The organism is Klebsiella sp. M041 (genome assembly GCF_059759695.1).
Window position 1 is genome coordinate 1 of record NZ_JCAXWU010000022.1, and the last position, 20,495, is coordinate 20,495.

Sequence of the window (20,495 nt, forward strand, 5' to 3'; positions counted from 1 at the left end):
CGGCTCCGTGCCCGCTGTCCTTGCCCGGCGGCGCTGCGCTTGCGCGGGCCTACTGGCAGTCAGACCCGGACAGGTAGGCCGGGTAAGGCGCAGCCGCCACCCGGCACAAAACCGGCTCCGTGCCCGCTGTCCTTGCCCGGCGGCGCTGCGCTTGCGCGGGCCTACTGGCAGTCAGACCCGGACAGGTAGGCCGGGTAAGGCACAGCCGCCACCCGGCACAAAATCGGCGCACGTGCTCCATGCCTCTGCGGAGGCATTTTTTACGTCCGTCTGGCAAACCTGACAAATAACCTGGCAAGAGCAAACAAACGCCCCGGCGCCGCGGGCTGGTAGCTTAAGGGTGACAAAGCCGACATTCGCAGCGGCAAAAGACAACACAACTATAAGATGAGGTCATCATGGCAAACGGCTTGAAATTTTCCCCTCGTAAAACCGCGCTGGCGCTGGCCGTGGCGGTGGTTTGCGCCTGGCAATCCCCGGTCTTCGCTCACGGCAGCGAAGCGCACATGGTGCCACTGGATAAAACGCTGGAGGCGTTTGGCGCTGACGTGCAGTGGGACGACTATGCGCAAATGTTTACCCTGATAAAAGACGGCGCTTACGTCAAAGTGAAGCCCGGCGCTAAAACCGCGATCGTCAACGGCAAAACCCTTGATCTGCCGGTGCCGGTGGTGATGAAGGACGGTAAAGCCTGGGTCTCCGATACCTTTATCAACGACGTGTTCCAGTCCGGTCTCGACCAGACCTTCCAGGTGGAAAAGCGCCCTCACCCATTAAACTCGCTCTCGGCAGCGGAAATCAGCGACGCGGTGACCATTGTCAAAGCCGCGCCGGAATTCCAGCCTAATACCCGGTTTAGTGAAATTTCCCTGCATGAGCCGGATAAAGCGGCGGTATGGGCCTTCGCCCTGCAGGGCACGCCGGTGGATGCGCCGCGCACTGCCGATGTGGTGATGCTGGATGGCAAACAGGTGATGGAGGCCGTGGTCGATCTGCAACACAAAAAAATCCTCTCATGGACGCCGATCAAAGGTGCCCACGGCATGGTGCTGCTCGATGATTTCGCCAGCGTGCAGAACATCATCAACGCCAGCAGTGAATTCGCGGCGGTGCTGAAAAAGCACGGGATTACCGATCCTGGAAAAGTGGTCACCACCCCGCTCACCGTTGGCTACTTCGATGGCAAAGATGGCCTGCAGCAGGATGCGCGCCTGCTGAAGGTGGTCAGCTATCTCGATACCGGCGACGGCAACTACTGGGCGCACCCGATTGAAAACCTGGTGGCGGTGGTCGACCTGGAAGCGAAGAAAATCATCAAAATCGAGGAAGGCCCGGTGATCCCGGTGCCGATGGAACCGCGGCCGTATGATGGCCGGGACCGCAACGCCCCGGCAGTGAAACCGCTGGATATTACTGAACCGGAAGGCAAAAACTACACCATTACCGGGGATACCATTCACTGGCGGAACTGGGATTTCCACCTGCGTCTTAACTCGCGCGTCGGGCCTATCCTCTCGACGGTGACCTACAACGATAACGGCAAAAAACGCCAGGTGATGTATGAAGGTTCCCTCGGCGGGATGATCGTCCCCTACGGCGACCCGGACGTCGGCTGGTATTTCAAAGCCTATCTGGACTCCGGCGATTACGGCATGGGCACCCTGACCTCGCCGATTGTACGCGGCAAAGACGCGCCGTCGAATGCGGTGCTGCTGGATGAAACCATCGCCGACTACACCGGCGCGCCGACCACCATCCCGCACGCTGTCGCCATCTTCGAGCGCTACGCCGGGCCGGAATATAAGCACCTGGAGATGGGCAAGCCCAACGTCAGTACCGAGCGCCGGGAGCTGGTGGTGCGCTGGATCAGCACCGTCGGCAACTACGACTATATCTTTGACTGGGTATTCCACGACAACGGCACCATCGGTATCGACGCCGGCGCCACCGGGATTGAGGCGGTGAAAGGCGTGCTGGCGAAGACCATGCACGACCCCAGCGCCAAAGAGGATACCCGCTACGGAACGCTGATCGACCATAATATTGTCGGCACCACCCACCAGCATATCTATAACTTCCGCCTCGACCTCGACGTGGACGGCGAAAACAACACCCTGGTGGCGATGGACCCGGAGGTGAAGCCCAACACCGCCGGCGGCCCGCGCACCAGCACCATGCAGGTGAATCAGTACACGATCGACAGCGAACAGAAAGCGGCGCAGAAATTCGACCCGGGCACGATTCGCCTGCTGAGCAACACCAGCAAAGAGAACCGCATGGGCAACCCGGTCTCTTACCAGATCATCCCTTACGCCGGCGGCACCCATCCGGCGGCGACCGGCGCAAAATTCGCCCCGGACGAGTGGATCTACCATCGTCTGAGCTTTATGGATAAACAGCTGTGGGTGACGCGTTACCACCCGAGCGAACGCTATCCGGAAGGCAAATACCCCAACCGCTCCGCTCACGATACCGGGTTAGGCCAGTATGCGAAGGACGATGAGTCGCTGACGCACCAGGATGACGTGGTGTGGATCACCACCGGCACCACCCACGTGGCGCGGGCTGAAGAGTGGCCGATCATGCCCACCGAATGGGCGCACGCCCTGCTGAAGCCATGGAACTTCTTTGACGAAACGCCGACCCTCGGCGAGAAGAAACAGTAATCTTAACCCACGGTGAAATCGAGCAGGATTTTACCGCCTCTTCCCGGCTGGCCGGCGGCGGCAATCGCCTCCCGCCAGTCGTTCAACGCCACCCGCCGGGCCGGCGGTTGCGTGGTCGTCGGCAGCCGCTGCCAGATCTCCTCGAACGCCGCCCGCCATGCCGCCACGCTGAGGCCAGGCAGCGCCTCCCGCAGATGAAACTTGCGCACCGCCGCGCTGGCGCGCGTCTGGATCAGCGGCCGTCCGGATAATAAGCCATAGGAGATCAGGATCGACGATGCGGGCAGCACCGACAACAGCGTGTTCCCCAGCTCCCCGCCCACCGCGTCAAACACCAGATCGCTGTGCTGGCTGACCTTCTCCACCAGCGCCCGGTCGGCCTCGAGGATCGGATAGATCCCGGCCTGCTCCAGACGCGCCCGATGCTGCGGCGAGCGAATAATCCCGCTTACCGAACGGGCGCCCATGGCCAGCGCCCACTGCCCCAGCAGGCTGGCGCAAGAGGAGGCGGCGGCGGTCAGCACGATCTGTTTCCCGGCAACCGGCCAACGTCTGAGCATCAGCATCGCGGTCAGCGGATTGATATACCCGCGGGCGGCCAGCAGATCGTCCACCGCCGCGGGAACCGGCACCAGCCAGGTCTCATCCAGATCGATAAACCGCTGCCAGGTGCCGCCCCCGCGCAGGGGCAGCACCCGCTGGCCCGCGGTCAGCCGGCTGCCGAATGGCGCGGCGACCACCTCGCCAAGGCCTTCGTAGCCGGGCACGGCCGGCAGTCGGGTACGGTGGCGATAGGCGCCGGTAATGGGGATCAGATCTGAGGGATTCACCGGGGCATAGCGCATCCTGACCCGCACCCGTCCGCCGGCCAGCGGCGCCAGCGGGGTGCGTTTCAGCGATAGCACCGCGGCCGGCGGCCCGTAGCGGTCATAAACAATGGCGTCATTGAACATCGACAGGCTCCAGACAACGAAAGGCGGGATCATAGCAGATCCCGTCCGCAGCCGCTTACGCCGGTGGCCAGACCTGGGGGAACAGTGGCGAATCCAGCGGGTCGCCGTCCCGCAGAGTCAGTTCGGGGAACGGCGGCGAGGTCACGCCGCCGCGGTCGGCAAACGCGGCGTCATCCCCCACCCAGCGGGCGGAGAAGACCCGTCGCGCCCGCGCCCCGGGGTTGCCGCGGGCGCCATGGACGGTGCGAAAATGGAAGGCCACCGCGTCCCCCGGCTCCAGCGCCCAGCTGACGATATCGTACTCATCCTCATGGGCGTCGATATCCGGCAGCGCGCTGAACCGGGTGTGCTCGTAGAGCTTTGTACCATTGAAGCGGGTGGGACTGTACTCCGCCTCCCAGCGATGCGACCCGCGAATGCAGCGCAGCGAGGTGGCCTCCGCTACCGGGTCCAGCGGGATCCAGAAGCTGACATTCTGCCGGCCGGAGACGCAATAGTACGGCTGATCATGATGCCAGGGGGTGACCGTGCTGCCTCCGGCGGGTTTGACCAGCGTATGCTCATGGAAAAATTTCGCCGTCTGCGACTGCATCAGCGCCGCGGCGATCTCCGCGGCCGCCGACTGGAAGACAAACTCGCTAAACGCCGGGATCCGCGACCAGTTGCAGTAATCCTGAAAGAAAGGCGGCGAGCCATCTTTGGGGATCACCGTGCGCGCATGACCATATTCGCTGGGGCTGGCCATCAGCGCCGTGACCCCCTCGGCAAGGCGCTCAACCCAGGGGGTAAAAACGCCCTTCAGTAATACCACGCCATCCGCCTGCCAGCGGTCGACAGTCGCTTGATCGATATGGGGAGAGTGTTGATTGTGCATCGCTTGGGTTCCTGTGTGGGTGGATCAGGTAAGCGGTTCTGCGGGCTCGGCGCGCATCCAGGCGCACAGCTGGCCCAGCATCGTCATACAGCGTTCGGTCTGGTCGATGCTGATGTACTCATCGGCCTTATGGCCCTGGGCCATGCTGCCCGGCCCGCAGACCAGGGTCGCGACGCCCATCTCATCGAACAGCCCCCCTTCGGTGCCGAACGCCACGGTGGAAAACCGATCGCTGCCGCACCACTGCGCCAGCCAGCGGGCGAAGTCGGACTGCGGATCGCTGAGCAGCGGCGGGTAGTGGCTCAACAGCTGAAACTGGATGTCGCTCCCGCCGCCGACCCGGCGCATCTCCGGCAGCAGCCGGCGGCGGGCGTAGGCCGCCAGCGCCTCGGTGACCGCTTCGGGGCGCATCCCCGGCAGGTAGCGGATCTCAAAATCAAAGCGGCAGGACTGCGGGACGATGTTCAGCGCGGCGCCGCCCTGAATGGTGCCCACCTGCAGAGTGCTGAAGGGCGGCGAGAAGCGGCTGTCCTGCTGCCGGGCCAGACGCGCGCCCAGCCGATCCAGGCGATTAATCAGCCTGGCCGCGTAGCGGATGGCGTTCACGCCCTGTGGAGCATAGGCCGAATGGCAGGCCTGGCCCTCGATACAGCAGCGCATGGCCAGTTTGCCTTTATGACCGAACACCGGCTGCATCTCCGTCGGCTCGCCGATGAGGCACAGCGCCGGTTTCTCCGGCGAGGCCTGCAGAAACGCCACCAGGCTACGCACGCCGAGACAGCCGACCTCTTCATCATAGGAGAAGGCCAGATGCAGCGGCATCCGCAGCGGCGCCGCCAGAAAGTCATCCACCGCCGCCAGCACGCAGGCGAGAAAGCCCTTCATATCGGCGCTGCCGCGGCCGTAGTAGCGGCCATCGCGCTCGGTCAGGCTGAACGGCGGCACGCTCCAGTCCTGCCCGTCCACCGGGACCACGTCGGTATGGCCCGAGAGCATCACCCCGCCGCCGCCGGACGGCCCCAGCCGGGCGTAGAGATTGGCCTTTCCCCCCGACGGGTCATAAAAGCGGCGGGACGCCACGCCGCGGGCGGCGAGAAAATCGGCGATCCAGTCGATCATCGCCAGGTTCGAATGGCGGCTGGTGGTATCAAAGGCCAGCAGCGCGGCAAGGATCGCTCCCGGCGTGTTATTCATCGCCAGGCACGCCATAGGCCGGCGCCTCGCGCGGGTCGAGCGCCCGGGTAATATAGGCCTCCATTTGCGGCTCCCACGCCAGCCACAGCTGCTCAAGGGCCGCCAGCGGATCCGCCTCCGCCCAGTCAATGCGCAGGTCGACCACCGGCCACGGGTAATCATCCACCACCTTCACCGCCGCCGAGTGGACCGGGCCGGCCTCGCCCCCGGCGACGATCCCGGCGCGCAGCCCGGCCAGAAGCCGGCTGGCCAGCTCACCGGTGGCGGCCTCAAAGGCGCCCACCATAGCGGCGATCACGCCCTGACTGGCCAGCATATTGCCCGCCGCCACGCAGTTATCCCCCGCCAGGGCGCCGCCGATCCCGAGGGTGAACTCCCCGCTGAACACCGCTGTGTCGCCGTTGGCGTCAATCGCTGCGACCTGGCGATATTCGCGGAAGCGATCCTCCGCCAGAGCCTGCTTCATGGCCTGCTCAACGCTGGCCCCCGCCTCGATCGCGCTGAGGATCTGCGGCCCCAGCGACGGCAGGGTAATATTCTGGCTGGAAACCGCCCCCACGCCGGGCAGCAGCCACGGACAGCGCGACCCGACGGCCATGCTCGATGAACTAATGGCGATGCCCAACTGACCCGTTTCCGGGCAGCGGGCGGTAAGGGAGAGGGTCATTCTGCCGCCTCCCCCTGCCAGTCGTCGGGGATCACCGCCGTGACGTCAATCTCCATCAGCCACTGCGGCTGCGCCAGGGCCGACACCACCACTCCGGTGGAGATGGGGAAAACCCCTTTCAACCATTTGCCCACCTCCTGATAGACCGGCTCGCGATAGCGGGGGTCGATCAGATAAGTGGTGGTCTTGACGATATGCGAGAGGTCGCTGCCGGCCTCTTTCAGCAGCTGTTCGACATTCTTCATCGCCTGCTCCGCCTGGGCCCGCGGGTCACCGAGGCCGATCAGGTTGCCGGCGAAATCGGTGCCGACCTGGCCGCGAACGTAGACGGTATTCCCCGCCCGCACCGCCTGGCACAGATCGTTATTCAGCGCCTGGTTCGGGTAGGTCTCTTTGGTGTTAAACATGCGAATACGGGTATGGGTTGGCATCAAAGCACTCCTTCAGGAATCGGTTATCAGGACGGCTGGTAGCGCTGATACTGGCGCTGAATGGCGATCTGGTCGGCAATATATTTGGCATCGTGCCAGACGCCCCAGATAAAGGTGGACCCGCGCCGCGACAGCCACGGCAGGCCGAGGAAATAGACCCCCGGCTCCGTCGACACGCCGCGGTGATGCTGCGGCCGCTGCGCGTCATCGAAGGCGTTGACCTTCAGCCAGCGATAATCGGTGGTATACCCGGTCGCCCAGATGATGGCGCCGATCCCGGCCTCGGCCAGGTCGAGGCTAAGCAGCGGGTCGCTGACGCAGGCCGGGTCGGGCAGAAAATCACGGGCGGAGGGCTCTTCGGGCAGATCCAAACCGTTGCGCGCGACCCAGTCGTCGGCGGCGTCGAGCAGCGCAAGATAGGAGGCATCGCCGCGGCGGATATTCTCCGCCAGGTCGGGGTGGAACAGCGCCCTGGCGCCGTCAAAGCCGCGGGTCTGCCCCACCAGGGTGACCCCCTGATGCGCCAGCTGGCGAAAATCAACGGTATGGCCGCCGCGCGCGCCGCTCACCGCGATTGTGACATGCTCTTTCCCCGGCGCATTGGCTGCAGCGTCCCACATCCCCAGCACGCCGAGCCACCAGCAAAAATCGCGCTGGCGATAGCGACGCGGCGGCCGGTCGTGCGCCCCCACCGACAGCCACACCGCGCGTCCGGCACGCTGTAGCTCATCGGCAATCTGCACGCCGGAGGATCCGGCCCCCACCACCAGCACGCCGCCCTCCGGCAGCTGCTGCGGATTAAAATAGTGCGCCGAATGGAGCTGCTGAATAGCCTCACTCTGCGGGGCGATGGCCGGGATCGTCGGGCGCTGAAAGGGTCCGGTAGCCGCCACGATCCGCTGCGCCTCAATTACCCCCTCGGAGGTGTCGACACGAAAGCCCGGCCGCCCGGCGAGGCGTTCGGCGCTGTACACTTCCACCCCGGTGCGGATCGGCGCATTGAAGCTGCGGGCATAGGCGGCAAAATAGTCCGCAACCTGCTCTTTGCCGACAAAGCTGTCCGGCGGGCAGTCAGGGAACACCATCCCCGGAAACCGATCGTGCCAGGCCGGGCCGTTGGCCACCAGCGAATCCCAGCGCCCGCTGCGCCAGGCCTGGGCAATACCCTGTTTCTCCAGCACCAGATGGGGGATATCCAGCCGGGTCAGATGCTCGCTCATGGCGACGCCCGCCTGCCCCGCGCCGACCACCAGGGTATCGATCTCGGTTATCTGTTCAGTCATTTCTCTATCCTTCAAGCACAGTTGCCGACGAGGTCGCCGGAATTGACGGCTTTCAGGTTATTTAACTGTGACGAATTGGTAAAATATTATAAAACGATCGACTGAATAGAATTTTACGAGGCTGAGTGACGACAGAAAAATAACGCCTGCCGGATCGACAGGCATTATTTCAGCCGTGAGAGGGGGTTAATTCGATACTGCGACAATAATCCATAAACAGTTGCGTCGGCCGCGTCGGCTCATTATTAGCGAGGTGCGCCATAATTAAGGTTGAGGCGGGCATGTCGTCGGCAATATCCCGCTGCACCACCCTTTCGCCATCGTAGGTCATATCGCAGCAGGGCCGGGTGACCAGCACCGAAAAACCGAGCCCCTGGCCGACCATACAGCGCACCATTTCGATAGAGGGGGAGCTGTAAGCCACTTCCGGGTGATAGCCCTTTTCCTTAAAGATGGAGATGAAATAATTTTTACTCGGGACCGCGTCGAGGAGGATCATCGGCTCGCGACTCAGCTCCTGCAGCGTCACCTGCGCCTTTTGCGCCAGCGGATGCGCGGCGGGCAGCAGCGCGTAGGGTTTATGCGGAGCATTAAGCCGCTCTTTATTGATCGAGTGGCCGAGCTCCAGATCGTAGACCAGCGCCAGGTCGAAGCGGCCGCGGTGCAGGCCATGCATCAGCTCATGCTGTTCGCCGTCATACAGATGCAGCGTAATTTCCGGATAGCATTTCTTAAACCCGGCCACCAGCTTCGGCATATACAGCGGGGCCACCGACTCAAAGCAACCGATGGAGATCATGCCAGAAACCAGCTCTTTATCCGCTCGCGAATTCTGCTCAAATTCCCACGACAGGCGCAGCAGTTCCTTCGCTTTATCGTAGATCCGCCGACCGCTGGAGGTGAGCGAGACGCCCTGCGCGTGGTGGCGAATAAACAGCTGCTGGTCGAAGGTGCTCTCCAGATTCTTAATGGCAATGGAAATTGACGGCTGCGCAATGTGCAGCTGGCGGGAGGCCTCGGCGATACTCTCCGTCTCCACCACGGTGACGAAATATTTGAGCTGCTTCAGGGTAAATCGGTTCATAGCATCACCATTGATAAAATATGGTCCGGCGCACGCGGGGAATAGTTTTCCTCTAAGTCCCAAGCAATCCGCGTGCCACCCGCGAAGAATGGCGGCGCATTGCCCGCCAGGGGGCGATATTATTTTTTCTCCTCCCGCGCCGGCGCGGTTTATTTCCCCGTTTGCACCATCATGCATCACGCTGCACATTGAGCAGGCAGCGGTCGCCCCAGTTTCGCGCAAAATAACCTGTCCGCATAAAATGGCGTTATTAAATTACAGCTATTGTTTTTAAATTGTTTACGCAAAGTATCCTGATAATCACTTTAAATTCCATATCGTTAATAACGCTGTATAGTTTTTTTAAACTTAAAGACCAAAAATTTACTAATTGCCTCTGAAAGCATCCTGCCAGCATAGTGTATTCGCACGATGAACACCGGCGGCTCCCCATTAATGCACAGCCGAGCCGCTTTCATTTAGGTTAATTATGACGAGTGAAATAGCCCATGACGTTTAACTGGAACTACATGTTAAGTCTGCTCAGCGATGCCGATTTTTGGTGGGCCACCTGGACCGTCATTAAATTAAGTCTGCTGACCTGGGGCTGCAGTATTGTGCTCGGATTTATTCTGGCGCTGGCTAAACAGTCGCCGCGCGGCTGGTTATCCACCCCTGCCCGGCTGTATATCTGGTTATTTCGCAGTATGCCGCTGCTGGTCCTGCTGATTTTTGTCTACAACATGCCGCAGGCGCTGCCCTCCTTCGCGCCGGTGCTGAACGACCCCTTCTGGGCCGGCCTGCTGGCGATGGTTCTCAGCGAAGCGGCCTATATCGCCGAGATCCATCGCGGCGGGCTGCTCTCCATCCCCCGCGGGCAGAGTGAAGCCGCGCGAGCCCTGGGTTTACGCTACGCCGGGATCCAGTGGCGGGTGATCATTCCCCAGGCGCTGCGCGTCGCCCTGCCGGCGCTGGCCAATGAGTATATCGCCATCGTGAAGCTCAGTTCGCTGGTGTCGGTGATCTCCCTGACCGAAATATTGATGGTTGGCCAGCAGCTCTACTCGCAGAACTTTCTGGTCATGGAGACCATGACCGCCGTGGCGTTTTATTACATCTTTATCGTCACGGTGTTCGATTTTCTGCTGAAACGGCTGGAGAACTACCTCGATGTCACCCGACGCGACACCGCCCGGCCGGTGGATGCCGAGATGCAGCAGTTGGCGACCGCCCGCCGCCCGGCGATGGCGCGCAGCGTCTCCCAGGGCCAGGAGCCGGCGCTGCAGGCCTCTAAGCTGCATAAGGCCTACAACAACGTCGAAGTGCTGGGAGCGGTGAGCCTGCAGATCCAGCCCGGCGAAGTGGTGTCGGTCATCGGCCCGTCGGGCTCGGGAAAAACCACCCTCATTCGCCTGCTGAACGGTCTTGAGCAGATCGACAACGGCGAAATTCAGATTAACGGCCAGCCCTTTATTCATCTCGACCGTCAGGGGCAGCAGAAGCCGCGCTTTATGGAGAATGCCGAACACCGTCTGAATATCGGCATGGTGTTCCAGAGCTTCAACCTGTTCCCGCATCTGACCGTGTTCGGCAATCTGCTGCTGGCCCCGCGCTATCACCATCTGGCAAGCGACGCGGAGCTGCGCCAGCACGCCTGCGAGCTGCTGCACAAGGTGGGCATGCTTGAACACGCCTGGAAGTATCCGCACCAGCTCTCCGGCGGTCAGCAGCAGCGAGTGGCAATCGCCCGCGCCCTGATGATGCGTCCGCAGATCATGCTGTTCGATGAGCCCACCTCGGCGCTGGATCCGGAAAAAGTGAATGAGGTGCTGCAGGTTATCGAATCCCTGGCCCATGAAGGCATCACCATGGTCATCGTCACCCACGAGATGAACTTCGCCTTCAAAGTGTCTGACCGGATCGTGTTTATGGAGAAAGGCCGGGTGGTGTGCGATGACACGCCGCAGGCGATGCGCAGCGGGCAACACCCGCGGGTCGAGGCCTTTCTGAAAGATGTTTCTCTGGCTTAACTATCGGGACGTGAAGAGGAAAAACTATGATTGCGCAGTGGCAAATTGAGCAGTTTCATCAGCAGGGTTATCTGGTGGTCGAAGGGGTGCTTTCCGCCGCCGACATCGCCACTCTGCAGAGCGATTTTGACGGCTGGGTCGAGGAGAGCCGCCGCCACGCGTCGGCGTGGGGGGAAACCCTCGACGGGCGGCCGCGCTTCGATATTGAGCGCGACCATGCTCCCGACCATCCGTCGCTGCGCCGGGTCGCCTCCCCGACGGAGATCTCCGAGGCCTATCGCCATACTGCGCTCAACTCGCGGATGGCGACCATCGCCGCGCAGCTGATCGGCGGCAGCGGCACCCGCTTTCACCACAGCAAAATTAACTCCAAGCTGCCGCACACCGCCACCGAGGTGAAATGGCATCAGGATTTCCTCTTCACCCCGCACAGTAATGACGACATCATCACCGCCCTGCTGATGGTCAGCGAGGTGACGCCGGAGAATGGCCCGCTCAACGTGGTGCCGGGCAGCCATCAGGGGCCGCTGTGGTCCCACTGGCAGGAGGGGCGCTTCACCGGAGCGGTGGATGACGAGGTGGTGACGACTCACTGCCAGCAGCCGCAGGCCTGTTTTGGCCCGGCGGGCTCAGTCTGCTTTATGCATACCCGCCTGCTGCACGCCTCCAGCCCCAACGAAACCGCCCTGCCGCGCACCCTGTTCATCAGCGTCTACGCCGCCGAGGATGCGCTGCCCTTCGGCGAAAACCCGCTGCCGAGCCGCCATGCCGGCCAGCTGGTGGCCGGGGAAGAGAGCGGTCTGGTGCGCAGCACCGATAACCAGCTTCGTCTGCCGCAGAAGCCGCGCGGCGCTTCGTTTTTTGTTCAGCAGGCCGGTGCCGATCGCGCCAGCATGTAATTCGCCCACACTCCGGAGGTTTTATGACACGCTTTTTCGCACCACGCCCGCTGGCTCTGCTGCTCTGCGCAGCGGGGGCTCTGACATCCCTGAACGCGCTGGCCTTCCAGCAAAGCGGCAAGATCACCGCCGGTTCGGACATGACCTTTTTCCCTTACGAGTATATGGAGAACAATAAGCCGGCGGGGTTTGATATTGAACTGCTCGACGGCCTGGCGAAGAGCATGGGCCGCGAGGCGGTGAATATCGATACCCGCTTCCCCAACCTGATCCCCGGGCTGCAGGGCGGGCGCTTCGATATCACCAACTCGTCGATGTACATTACCGCCGAGCGCCTGAAGGTGATCGACATGGTGCCGTACCTGAAAAGCGGGGAAGCGATCCTCGCCCGTAAAGGGAGCGACTATCAGCCAAAGACCCCGGAAGACTTCTGCGGGCATAAAATCGGCTCGATGGGCGCCACCTCGTGGCTGGCGCAGTTGCAGAAGCTTTCCGCCGACTACTGCGTGAAGAAGGGGCTGAAGCCGATTGCGCTGAGCGTCTATACCACCGACCCGCAGACCACCCAGGCGCTGCTGTCGCGCGCAGTGGATGCGCAGATCACCGACGCCGCCGTGGCGCGCGGAGTGGTGGAAAAGCTGGGCGACCGGGTGGTGATCGCCTCTGACACCCTGATCTATCCGGTGCTGAACGGCTTTGGCGTTAAAAAAGGCAACACTGAGGTGAAAACCGCCCTTGAAGAGGCGCTGAAAAAATACAGCACCACGCCGGAATACGCCGCCCTGCTGAAGAAATATCACTTCCAGGCGCCGACGGCAGAGGATCTGCAGACCCTGATGCCAAAAGCGGAGTAATGCCCATGCGCGATACCGATGAAGAGCAGATCCGCATCGACCTGGCGGCCACCTTTCGCATCATTGCCCATCTTGGCATGCATGAGGCGGTGGCCAACCATTTCAGCGCCGCGCTCTCCGCCGACGGGAAGACGTTTTTACTGAACCCGAAGTGGAAACACTTTTCGCGCATCCGCGCCAGCGATCTGCTGGTGCTGAACGCCGATGATGAAAGCTGCGCCGCGCGCCCTGACGTCGATGCCACCGCGTGGGCTATTCACGGGCAAATCCATCAGCGGCTGCCGGACGTGCGGGTGGTGCTGCATCTGCACCCGGTGTACACCACCAGCCTCGCCTGTCTGGCGACGCCGCAGATCCTGCCCATCGACCAGAACACGGCCCGCTATTTTAACCGGGTCGCCGTCGATACGCTGTACGGCGGGATGGCGGACACCGCGGCAGAAGGGGCCCGGCTGGCGGGGCTGCTGGCGGATAAACGCCGTCTGCTGATGGGCAACCACGGGGTGCTGGTGACCGCCCCGACCATCGGCGAAGCGTTCGACGATATCTGGACCCTGGAGCGCGCCTGTCAGATCCTGATCACCGCCTGGTCAACCGGCCAGCCGCTGAAGGTGCTGTCAGACGCGGTGGCGGAAAAAACCGCCCAGGACTGGGAGAAGATTGCCGATTTCTCCCGGCAGCACTTTGCCGAGATGAAGCAGTTGATGATCGACCTCGATCCCTCCCTGGTGGACTAACCCCGCGCCAGCCCGGGTCAGCCCGGGCCGTCGCTGGCCGCCGCCAGCAGCGGCACGATGATATCGCTGAGCGGCGTCGGTATGCCGTGCTGACGCCCGCGACGCTGCACCACCCCGTTACGAATATCCCACTCCAGCGGTCGGCCATGCAGGCGATCGATCAGAATAGAGGTGCTCAGGTCGGCAGGCGCCCGATGAAAACCGGCGATGATCTCCTCCGGCACGCTGTCGCTCAGGACGGCCCCTTCCGCCCGCGCCACCTGCAGGCATTCGCGCAAATAGGCCAGTCCGAGAGCGGTGATCTCCTCCCGGGCGAACATCCCGGCGCGTCGTCCGGTCAGCACCATCAGTCCGGCGACGGCGTTCTGCAGCAGTTTACGCCAGGCCACGGTGGTAAAATCGGCCGCCAGCTCCACCGCGCAGCGGGTTCCCGCCAGTGCCTGCTGCACCCGCTCCGCCCCCGGCAGGTCCGGCAGCGTCAGTCGCGGCGCGGCGCGCAGCCAGACGGAAGCATCGGCGTCGCGCTGCGCCGGAAACCAGACCACCGACGGCAGCACCGTCGCGCCGCCGGTCAAAGGGGCAAACTGCTGGCGCTGCTCGACGCCGTTTTGCAGCACGCATACCACGGTGTCCGGCGAACACAGAGCCGTCAGCCAGGGGGCGATGGCCTCCGTCTGGGTGGCCTTCACCGCGACAAACACCAGGTCGAAGGGGGCGGCTATCGCCGTCGGGTCGGTGAGCACCGGGCCGGGGACCACGATCTCACCCTCATCAGTGCGCAGCACCAGCGACGAATGGGCAGTGCGCCCGCAAACCACCGGCGCCCTCCCCACCGCAAACAGAGCGGCGGCGATAGTCGTGCCGATGGCGCCGGGACCAATTAGTGCAACTTCAGGAAATGCTGTCATGCCGAAGACCTCCTCATCATTCACCGCCCTGCGCGGGCAAAGATTGCCCTCCACAGTAGCGAGAAAGCGCGGAGGTCGGCAAGCGGGATGTCGGGAAAAGCGATGCGCCTTCCCCGACGGAGGGCTAGTAACGCACGCAGACCGATTTGGTTTCGCACCAGCCATCGAGCCAGTCCGGGCCGAAATCGCGACCGGTACCGGACTGCTTCATGCCGCCGAACGGCAGGTTGGCGTCAATCAGGGTATGGCTGTTGACCCATACCGTCCCGGCCTGCAGGCGGTCGGTATAGTTGAGAGCCTGGGTCAGGTCGCGGGTCCAGACGCTGGCGGTCAGGCCGAAATCGCTGTCGTTGGCCAGGCGCAGCGCCTCCTCGCCGTCAGCCACCCGCACCAGGTTCACCACCGGGCCAAACACCTCCTCGCGGGTAAGGCGCAGCCCGGCGTCCGGGTTGACCACCAGCGTCGGCGGAATATAGTACCCCCCGGCATCCGGCCCGGCGCTGCCGCTGATTAGCTCCGCCTTCTGCTGGCGGGCCTCTTCGAGGTAGGCCGCCACCTTGTCGCAGTGGGCCCGGGAGACCACCGGGTTGATCTGCGCCGTCTCCTGCATCCCCGGTCCCACCTGCAGCGATTTCACCGCCTGTTCGAAACCGCTGACCAGGGTGTCAAACAGCGGCGCTTCAATGTAGATCCGCGAACTGGCGGCGCAGACCTGTCCCTGGTTGAGGAAGCTGCCGGTCATCAGCCCCTCAATGACCCACTGGGGATCGGCGTCTTTGAGCACAATCGCCGGGTTCTTGCCCCCCAGCTCCAGCGTCACGCGGGTCAGACGGTCGGCGGCCACCCGCGCAATCTGTTTCCCGGTGGCCGTCGAGCCGGTAAAGCTCACCTTCGCCACCTGCGGATGTGAGGTCAGCGCCGCGCCGCAGCCGGCGCCGCTGCCGGTGACCACGTTGAACACCCCGTCAGGAATGCCCGCCTGGGTCGCCAGCTCCGCCACCCGCAGCAGGGTCAGCGGGGTGGTTTCCGAGGGTTTGATGACGATCGAGCAGCCCGCCGCCAGCGCCGGCATCACCTTCCACATACCGATCATCAGCGGGAAATTCCACGGAACGATGCCCGCCACGACCCCCACCGGCTCTTTTTTGGTCCACGCCTGGTAACGGGCCCCTTGCGGGAACGGGATCGAGACGTCCAGCGTCCGGCCGCTGATTTTGGTGGTCAGCCCCGCCGTGTAGCGCATCCAGTTCAGGGTGCAGCCGACCTCGAAGGCGCGGGAGATGGCGATGGATTTACCCTGCTCAAGGGTCTCCAGCTGCGCCAGCTCCTCACCGTGCGCCTCCACCAGATCGGCAAAGCGCAGCAGGATGCGCTCACGGTCGGCCGGGGTGCGACCGGCCCAGCGGCGATCGACGAAGGCGCGCCAGGCGGACATCACCGCCCGGTCGACATCCGCCGGGCTGGCGTCGGCGGTGGTGGCGATCGCCTGCCCGGTGGCCGGATCCCAGACGGTTAACCGGTTTTCGCTCTGCGCGGCGCAGGGAGCGCCGTCGATATACAGGCCATGCTGACGGTCTAAAAACTGCTGGACGCTGGCAAGCAGCGCTATCTGAGAGGTGGACATACCCTTTCCTTATTCTTCGCGGATAGTGCTTTCAGTCTATGTCCGGTTGGCAGCTGGCGCTTTTTTCTCTGTGACATTCGTTTGCGCCGCTGTGACAGTCGCCGCAATTCCGTCGCCTGCCCTGAAAGAAATGTGCCGCAGGTAATAGTTCTTTCATATACCCGCCATCGCGCCCTTGCCTGAGGCGGCATAAATGCAACAATGCAGAAACATTATTATTACAGGAGAACGGCGAATGATGACCACGGCTGAGGGGGGGCTGGCCTACCAGCGCTGGCTGGCGACGATCAATCAGGTCTGCGGCCATTTCGCCGCCCGGCCGCTGGAGGGACGCTTTCACGGCGACATTGACGCCCGCTACGCCGGCAGTCTCAAGGTCAGTACGGTCACCGCCGCCGGCGTCAATCTCTACCGCACGCGCAATGAGATCAAACGCGATAACGACGCCTGGTTCTATACCGTGTTTCAGCTCGCCGGCGAAGCGGTGATCGAACAGGACGATCGCCAGGTGACCCTGGCGGCGGGGGATATCACGCTGATCGACGCCGCCCGCCCGTGCTCTATCGTGTGGCAGCAGACCTCGCGTCAGGCTTCGCTGCTGCTGCCGCGCCAGCGGGTGGCGCCGACGGGCGAGATCGCCACCGCCTGCCGGCTGGACAAGTCTCTGCCGATGGTGCAGCTCAGTCAGCGCCTGCTGCTGGAGAGTATGGGCGGCACGACGCTCTCCGCCAGCGAGAGTGAGGCGGCGCTGGACGCGATCGCCTGCCTGTTGCGCCCGGTGCTGCGCCAGCGCGAGCCGATCCCGTCCCGGCGGGACCAGCAGTTTCAGAAGATCATTGCGTTAATCGACGCGTCCATTCAGTCGGAACACCTGCGGCCGGAGTGGCTGGCCAGCGAGACGGGAATGTCGGTGCGCAGCCTCTACCGGCTGTTTGCCGACAAAGGGCTGGTAGTGGCGCAGTATATTAAGAACCGGCGGCTGGATCTGTGCGCCCGGGCGTTACAGAACGTCCATGACGACGAAAAGCTGGCGGGGATCGGCTACCGCTGGGGCTTCAGCGACCACAGCCATTTCTCCACCGCCTTTAAGCAGCGCTTCGGCGTCTCGCCGGGCGAATACCGTAAGCGCTGCCGCTAACTATTTGCGCAGCCACTGGCCGTTCAGCCCCTGGACGTACTCCCCGGGCTGAGCGCGGGCCACCAGCTTCTGTCCGGCCATTTTCGCTACCTCATCCACCGGCAGATTGTTGTCATCCGCCAGCTGCTGGTAGCTTTCACTGCGCGCGGCGTTAATCTGTTTCACCAGCGCCAGCGTCTCTTTATCCTGACGCAGCGGCGCCAGATAGCCGTTCAGCGTCTCCCCCACCCGCCCCTGCTGGCGCGCTTCGCTCAGGGTCAACGCCAGCGCGGGCGCGCTGAGCAGAGTCAGCGCCAGCGCCGCGGTTAACAGTCGTTTTCTCATCGTCGCCTCAGAACAAATCGCTGCGGGATTTCAGCAGGTTTTCCACATCCTTATCGACCTTGATATGGATCTCATGCTCAATTTTGACATTCATATTGATGGTGATGGGCTCTTTCGACGCCGCAATTTCGATACGCGGCGTACAGCCGGCAAGCAGCATCGACGCCACTATGGCCAGTAACAGCTTCTTCATTTAGGTTCCTTACATGTCTTACCGTCCGTACAGCGCCGCACGGGCAGCGTGGCATTTTGCTCAAGCCACGCCTGTAAATTGTCGCCGAAGCGTAAACTGCGCCACAGATCGAAAATATTCTCCTCATGAGCGTAGTTTAAATGCACGGTACTGCTTTTCCCGTCCACCCGGCTGGTGCCGTTGATGGCGGCCTTAAGCGTCAGCACGCCCAGATTGGTGAGGTTAATCTGCGTCGATGAACGGGAGATCTCCATATAGCGCAGCCAGTTGATCGCCGCCCCGGCGGAGACGTTGTCCGCCACCAGCGCATCGGCGGTGTCTTTGTCGAGCCGCAGCGTCATCGGTCCGTCATTGCGCAACCAGCCGTCGTGGATAATCCATTGATTGTTCTCCAGCCACAGCGGCAGCGCGCCGCTCACCGCCCCGGACATGGCGAACTGCTTCACCTTGACCGCGCTGGTCAGTTCGCTGCTGGAGATGTGCTGCAGACGGATCAGCGCCGGGTCGCGCTGCGGCATGCGCAGCTGCAGCAGGGTCAGCTTGCCGCCTAACAGATCGACGCTGACGTCGCTAAGCTGCAGCGGATTGGCCTCGCTCCATGGCCAGGTGCCCTGCAGGTCCGCCGTCAGGTTGCGCGCGGTGACCTGGTTGACGATTTCGCCAATGCGCAGGGAGACCGGACGGCGGGTGCCCAGCTGCCAGTGGCCATCGCTGAAGCGGAACGGCAGAACGAAGTCGACGCCATTGATCTGGTTATCCGGCATCCAGGCGCTGCCGCCCTTCAGGACGCCATGACCGCCCGCCTCAAATCCCTGCCCGGCTGCCGCCGAGAAGGCCACCTGCGCATAGAGACTGCCTTCGCGCAGGTTCATCTTCCAGTCCGGCGGCACCAGCGGCTGGAATACCGTCAGCGACTGTTTAGGCCACCAGGCCTGGCCGCGCAGCCGTTCGCCATCCCAGCGCCCGGTCAACCGCACCGGGCCAATGGTATCGGCGTGCAGCGCGCCGGTGAACTGGAACCACGTCGGGTCCCGGCCGTCGACAGCGAATTTCAGCGTCGACGCCGGGAGATAGCTGCCGCCGGAGAAGGTGGTTTTTGCCGCATCCAGCGACAGCGCGCCGGTCAGCCGCGGATGCTCAGCGTCGCGCAGCCAGCGAATCGGCTGCTCGAGGGTCAGACGCGGCGTGCTGACCCGCATCGTGCCGTACTCGAGCTTATCGAAGCCAGTGGAGAGGCTGCTCAGCGTAATGGCATTGTCCCGCCACTCACCGCTGCCCTTCACATCCCAGCGCGCCTGCATTGGCGTGAAATGCCCCTCGCCCCAGTAGCGCCACTGCCAGCGGCCGCTGTCGGGCAGAAAATCGTTCGCCAGGCCGTCCAGGTGCAACGTAAAGTCGCCCATCTGCTGCTCATGGGCGCGGAGGATCGCCTGCAGGCGGCCATCGACGCCCTGCTGGGTAACCTTCACCCCGGCCAGCGGCCAGCGGATTTCGTCAATGTTCAGCGCGTCGATCACCCGCCCGCGCGAACGCAGTAGCGCCCCGGGGTGAAACGCCAGCTGCGGGCTGACCAGCGACCCGCTGAGCTGAGCCGGCAGCGCGGCGTAAAAGATCATCTCCCCCAGCTTGGCCTCGCCGGTGAGCCGCAGCGGCAGGTCGCTGTTATCCATGCTTAACTTGCCCGGACCGATATTCAGCACCGCGTTGCCTTTGCCGGCATGCCCCTCGGTGAGCACATTTAAGCGGCCGCTGACAATCATCTGTTCCGTGCCCTGCTGCCAGTTACCGACCGACAGCGCCACGCGGCCGCTCAGCGGATACGCCTCGTAGCGGGTGCGCCAGCGGCCGTCGCTGATGGTGATCCGTTCCGGGGTGATCTCCCACGGCAGGTCGAGAATGGGCTCCACCTCGCCGCGCGGAGTGACCAGCAGCTGGCCGCGATTATGCTGCCACGCCAGCTCGGCATCGATCCATTCTGCGGTCTGCGGAAATTCGAAGGTGCCCTGCATCTGGCCATCGACCGGCAGGCCATCCGGCACCAGCGGCAGATGGAAGGTCCCCACCAGCTTCACCGGCGGCTGATCGTCAGTCAGCCGGGCGCTGAACTGGCTGACAGTGAGCGCCTGGCCGCGCAGGCGCGCCTGCAGGCTCAAATCATTCCCGGCGAAGCCGATATCCTGCTGCGCAGGCGTCAAGGACATCACCAGCCGCCCCTGCCATTTTTCCCACGGCGACAGCCGCAGGTTCTCAATGGTTAACCAGCTGTAGGGCAGCATTGATTGCCATTCGGCGAGGGTGCGAGGCGACCCCGGCGCGGGATCGCTGGCCGGCAGTTTGCTCAGGCAGGCGCTGTTGATCTCCAGCTGGCCAATATGCAGCCGCCAGCGGCTGGGGCGCGACAGACGGGCATCGGTCACCCGGGCGAGCTCACAGTCGCCCACCAGATAGCGCAGATCGGGGATCAGCAGGGCGGAGCGCGTAAGACGCGGGCTCTCCTGCAAAGCGATATGAGTGCCCACGGGCAGCCAGATGCCCGCCAGCGTCGGCACCCAGTGGGTCAGCGTCAACAGCAGGGTTAGCGGCAGTAACACCAGCGCTAGCACCAGCGCGATGGCGGCTTTATATTTACCCTTCATGGGCAGTTAATATCCTGATTC

At 63.1% G+C, this 20,495-nt stretch carries 18 protein-coding genes; 6 read left to right on the plus strand and 12 right to left on the minus strand.

Annotated features, from left to right (window positions below; all coding sequences use genetic code 11):
- Window positions 1-398: 398 nt before the first annotated feature.
- Entirely contained in the window at window positions 399-2,666 is a 2,268-nt protein-coding gene (gene tynA / locus AC6CWS_RS22495; protein WP_048334930.1) for a primary-amine oxidase, read from the plus strand.
- Between the two features lie 2 nt (window positions 2,667-2,668).
- Here tynA and AC6CWS_RS22500 read toward each other — a convergent pair whose 3' ends face one another.
- The 7 genes from AC6CWS_RS22500 to AC6CWS_RS22530 all read right to left on the minus strand — a co-directional run bounded on the left by AC6CWS_RS22500 (window position 2,669) and on the right by AC6CWS_RS22530 (window position 9,152).
- The gene (locus tag AC6CWS_RS22500) at window positions 2,669-3,652 is read right to left on the minus strand and encodes a zinc-dependent alcohol dehydrogenase family protein (RefSeq protein WP_074442594.1); all 984 of its coding nucleotides are present in this window, start codon (window positions 3,650-3,652) and stop codon (window positions 2,669-2,671) included.
- Between the two features lie 22 nt (window positions 3,653-3,674).
- Window positions 3,675-4,493: a phytanoyl-CoA dioxygenase family protein gene (locus tag AC6CWS_RS22505; RefSeq protein ID WP_044522619.1), complete on the minus strand. Its 819-nt coding sequence runs from the start codon at window positions 4,491-4,493 to the stop codon at window positions 3,675-3,677.
- Window positions 4,494-4,517: 24 nt separating this feature from the next.
- Window positions 4,518-5,687, minus strand: a complete 1,170-nt coding sequence (gene argE / locus AC6CWS_RS22510) for an acetylornithine deacetylase (protein WP_065882213.1) — start codon at window positions 5,685-5,687, stop codon at window positions 4,518-4,520.
- Window positions 5,680-6,354: a DUF1028 domain-containing protein gene (locus AC6CWS_RS22515; protein ID WP_044522615.1), complete on the minus strand. Its 675-nt coding sequence runs from the start codon at window positions 6,352-6,354 to the stop codon at window positions 5,680-5,682. Before AC6CWS_RS22515 ends, argE begins: the two co-directional genes overlap by 8 nt.
- Window positions 6,351-6,785, minus strand: coding sequence for a RidA family protein (locus tag AC6CWS_RS22520; protein ID WP_004190423.1), 435 nt, complete (start codon window positions 6,783-6,785; stop codon window positions 6,351-6,353). Before AC6CWS_RS22520 ends, AC6CWS_RS22515 begins: the two co-directional genes overlap by 4 nt.
- Window positions 6,786-6,811: 26 nt before the next feature.
- Window positions 6,812-8,068: a flavin-containing monooxygenase gene (locus AC6CWS_RS22525; RefSeq protein WP_023289443.1), complete on the minus strand. Its 1,257-nt coding sequence runs from the start codon at window positions 8,066-8,068 to the stop codon at window positions 6,812-6,814.
- 169 nt (window positions 8,069-8,237) lie between these two features.
- The gene (locus tag AC6CWS_RS22530) at window positions 8,238-9,152 is read right to left on the minus strand and encodes a LysR substrate-binding domain-containing protein (protein ID WP_004204026.1); all 915 of its coding nucleotides are present in this window, start codon (window positions 9,150-9,152) and stop codon (window positions 8,238-8,240) included.
- Window positions 9,153-9,640: 488 nt separating this feature from the next.
- On the opposite strand from AC6CWS_RS22530, the gene AC6CWS_RS22535 reads away from it, so the two are divergent.
- The 4 genes from AC6CWS_RS22535 to AC6CWS_RS22550 are packed head-to-tail and all read left to right on the plus strand — an operon-like array spanning window position 9,641 to window position 13,651.
- Window positions 9,641-11,161 carry an amino acid ABC transporter permease/ATP-binding protein gene (locus tag AC6CWS_RS22535; protein ID WP_023318097.1) on the plus strand — a complete coding sequence of 507 codons (1,521 nt, stop codon included), beginning with the start codon at window positions 9,641-9,643 and terminating at the stop codon, window positions 11,159-11,161.
- Between the two features lie 26 nt (window positions 11,162-11,187).
- Complete coding sequence (locus AC6CWS_RS22540; RefSeq protein WP_065882212.1) at window positions 11,188-12,060, plus strand: phytanoyl-CoA dioxygenase family protein; 873 nt, start codon at window positions 11,188-11,190, stop codon at window positions 12,058-12,060.
- Between the two features lie 23 nt (window positions 12,061-12,083).
- Window positions 12,084-12,914 carry an ABC transporter substrate-binding protein gene (locus AC6CWS_RS22545; protein ID WP_023289439.1) on the plus strand — a complete coding sequence of 277 codons (831 nt, stop codon included), beginning with the start codon at window positions 12,084-12,086 and terminating at the stop codon, window positions 12,912-12,914.
- 5 nt (window positions 12,915-12,919) lie between these two features.
- On the plus strand, window positions 12,920-13,651 hold the full coding sequence (locus tag AC6CWS_RS22550) for a class II aldolase and adducin N-terminal domain-containing protein (RefSeq protein WP_032452631.1): 732 nt from the start codon (window positions 12,920-12,922) through the stop codon (window positions 13,649-13,651).
- A 17-nt stretch (window positions 13,652-13,668) separates the two neighbouring features.
- Here the strand turns inward: AC6CWS_RS22550 and AC6CWS_RS22555 are convergent, their stop codons facing one another.
- Window positions 13,669-14,559: an oxidoreductase gene (locus tag AC6CWS_RS22555; protein ID WP_023289437.1), complete on the minus strand. Its 891-nt coding sequence runs from the start codon at window positions 14,557-14,559 to the stop codon at window positions 13,669-13,671.
- A 124-nt stretch (window positions 14,560-14,683) separates the two neighbouring features.
- Window positions 14,684-16,183: an aldehyde dehydrogenase family protein gene (locus tag AC6CWS_RS22560; protein WP_023289436.1), complete on the minus strand. Its 1,500-nt coding sequence runs from the start codon at window positions 16,181-16,183 to the stop codon at window positions 14,684-14,686.
- 235 nt (window positions 16,184-16,418) lie between these two features.
- On the opposite strand from AC6CWS_RS22560, the gene feaR reads away from it, so the two are divergent.
- Window positions 16,419-17,321 (plus strand): transcriptional regulator FeaR, encoded by a 903-nt coding sequence (feaR, locus tag AC6CWS_RS22565; protein ID WP_065882210.1) that lies wholly within the window; start codon window positions 16,419-16,421, stop codon window positions 17,319-17,321.
- Here the strand turns inward: feaR and AC6CWS_RS22570 are convergent, their stop codons facing one another.
- From AC6CWS_RS22570 to AC6CWS_RS22580, 3 genes are read right to left on the minus strand one after another with little or no spacing between them, the layout of a single operon-like run.
- A complete protein-coding gene (locus AC6CWS_RS22570) occupies window positions 17,322-17,645 on the minus strand; it encodes a YdbL family probable chaperone protein (protein WP_004204018.1) in 324 nt (107 codons plus the stop codon).
- Between the two features lie 7 nt (window positions 17,646-17,652).
- Window positions 17,653-17,838 (minus strand): YnbE family lipoprotein, encoded by a 186-nt coding sequence (locus tag AC6CWS_RS22575; RefSeq protein ID WP_004204017.1) that lies wholly within the window; start codon window positions 17,836-17,838, stop codon window positions 17,653-17,655.
- Window positions 17,835-20,474, minus strand: coding sequence for a YdbH family protein (locus AC6CWS_RS22580; RefSeq protein WP_065882209.1), 2,640 nt, complete (start codon window positions 20,472-20,474; stop codon window positions 17,835-17,837). The genes AC6CWS_RS22575 and AC6CWS_RS22580 overlap by 4 nt, the downstream gene beginning before the upstream one ends.
- Between the last annotated feature and the right edge of the window lie 21 nt (window positions 20,475-20,495).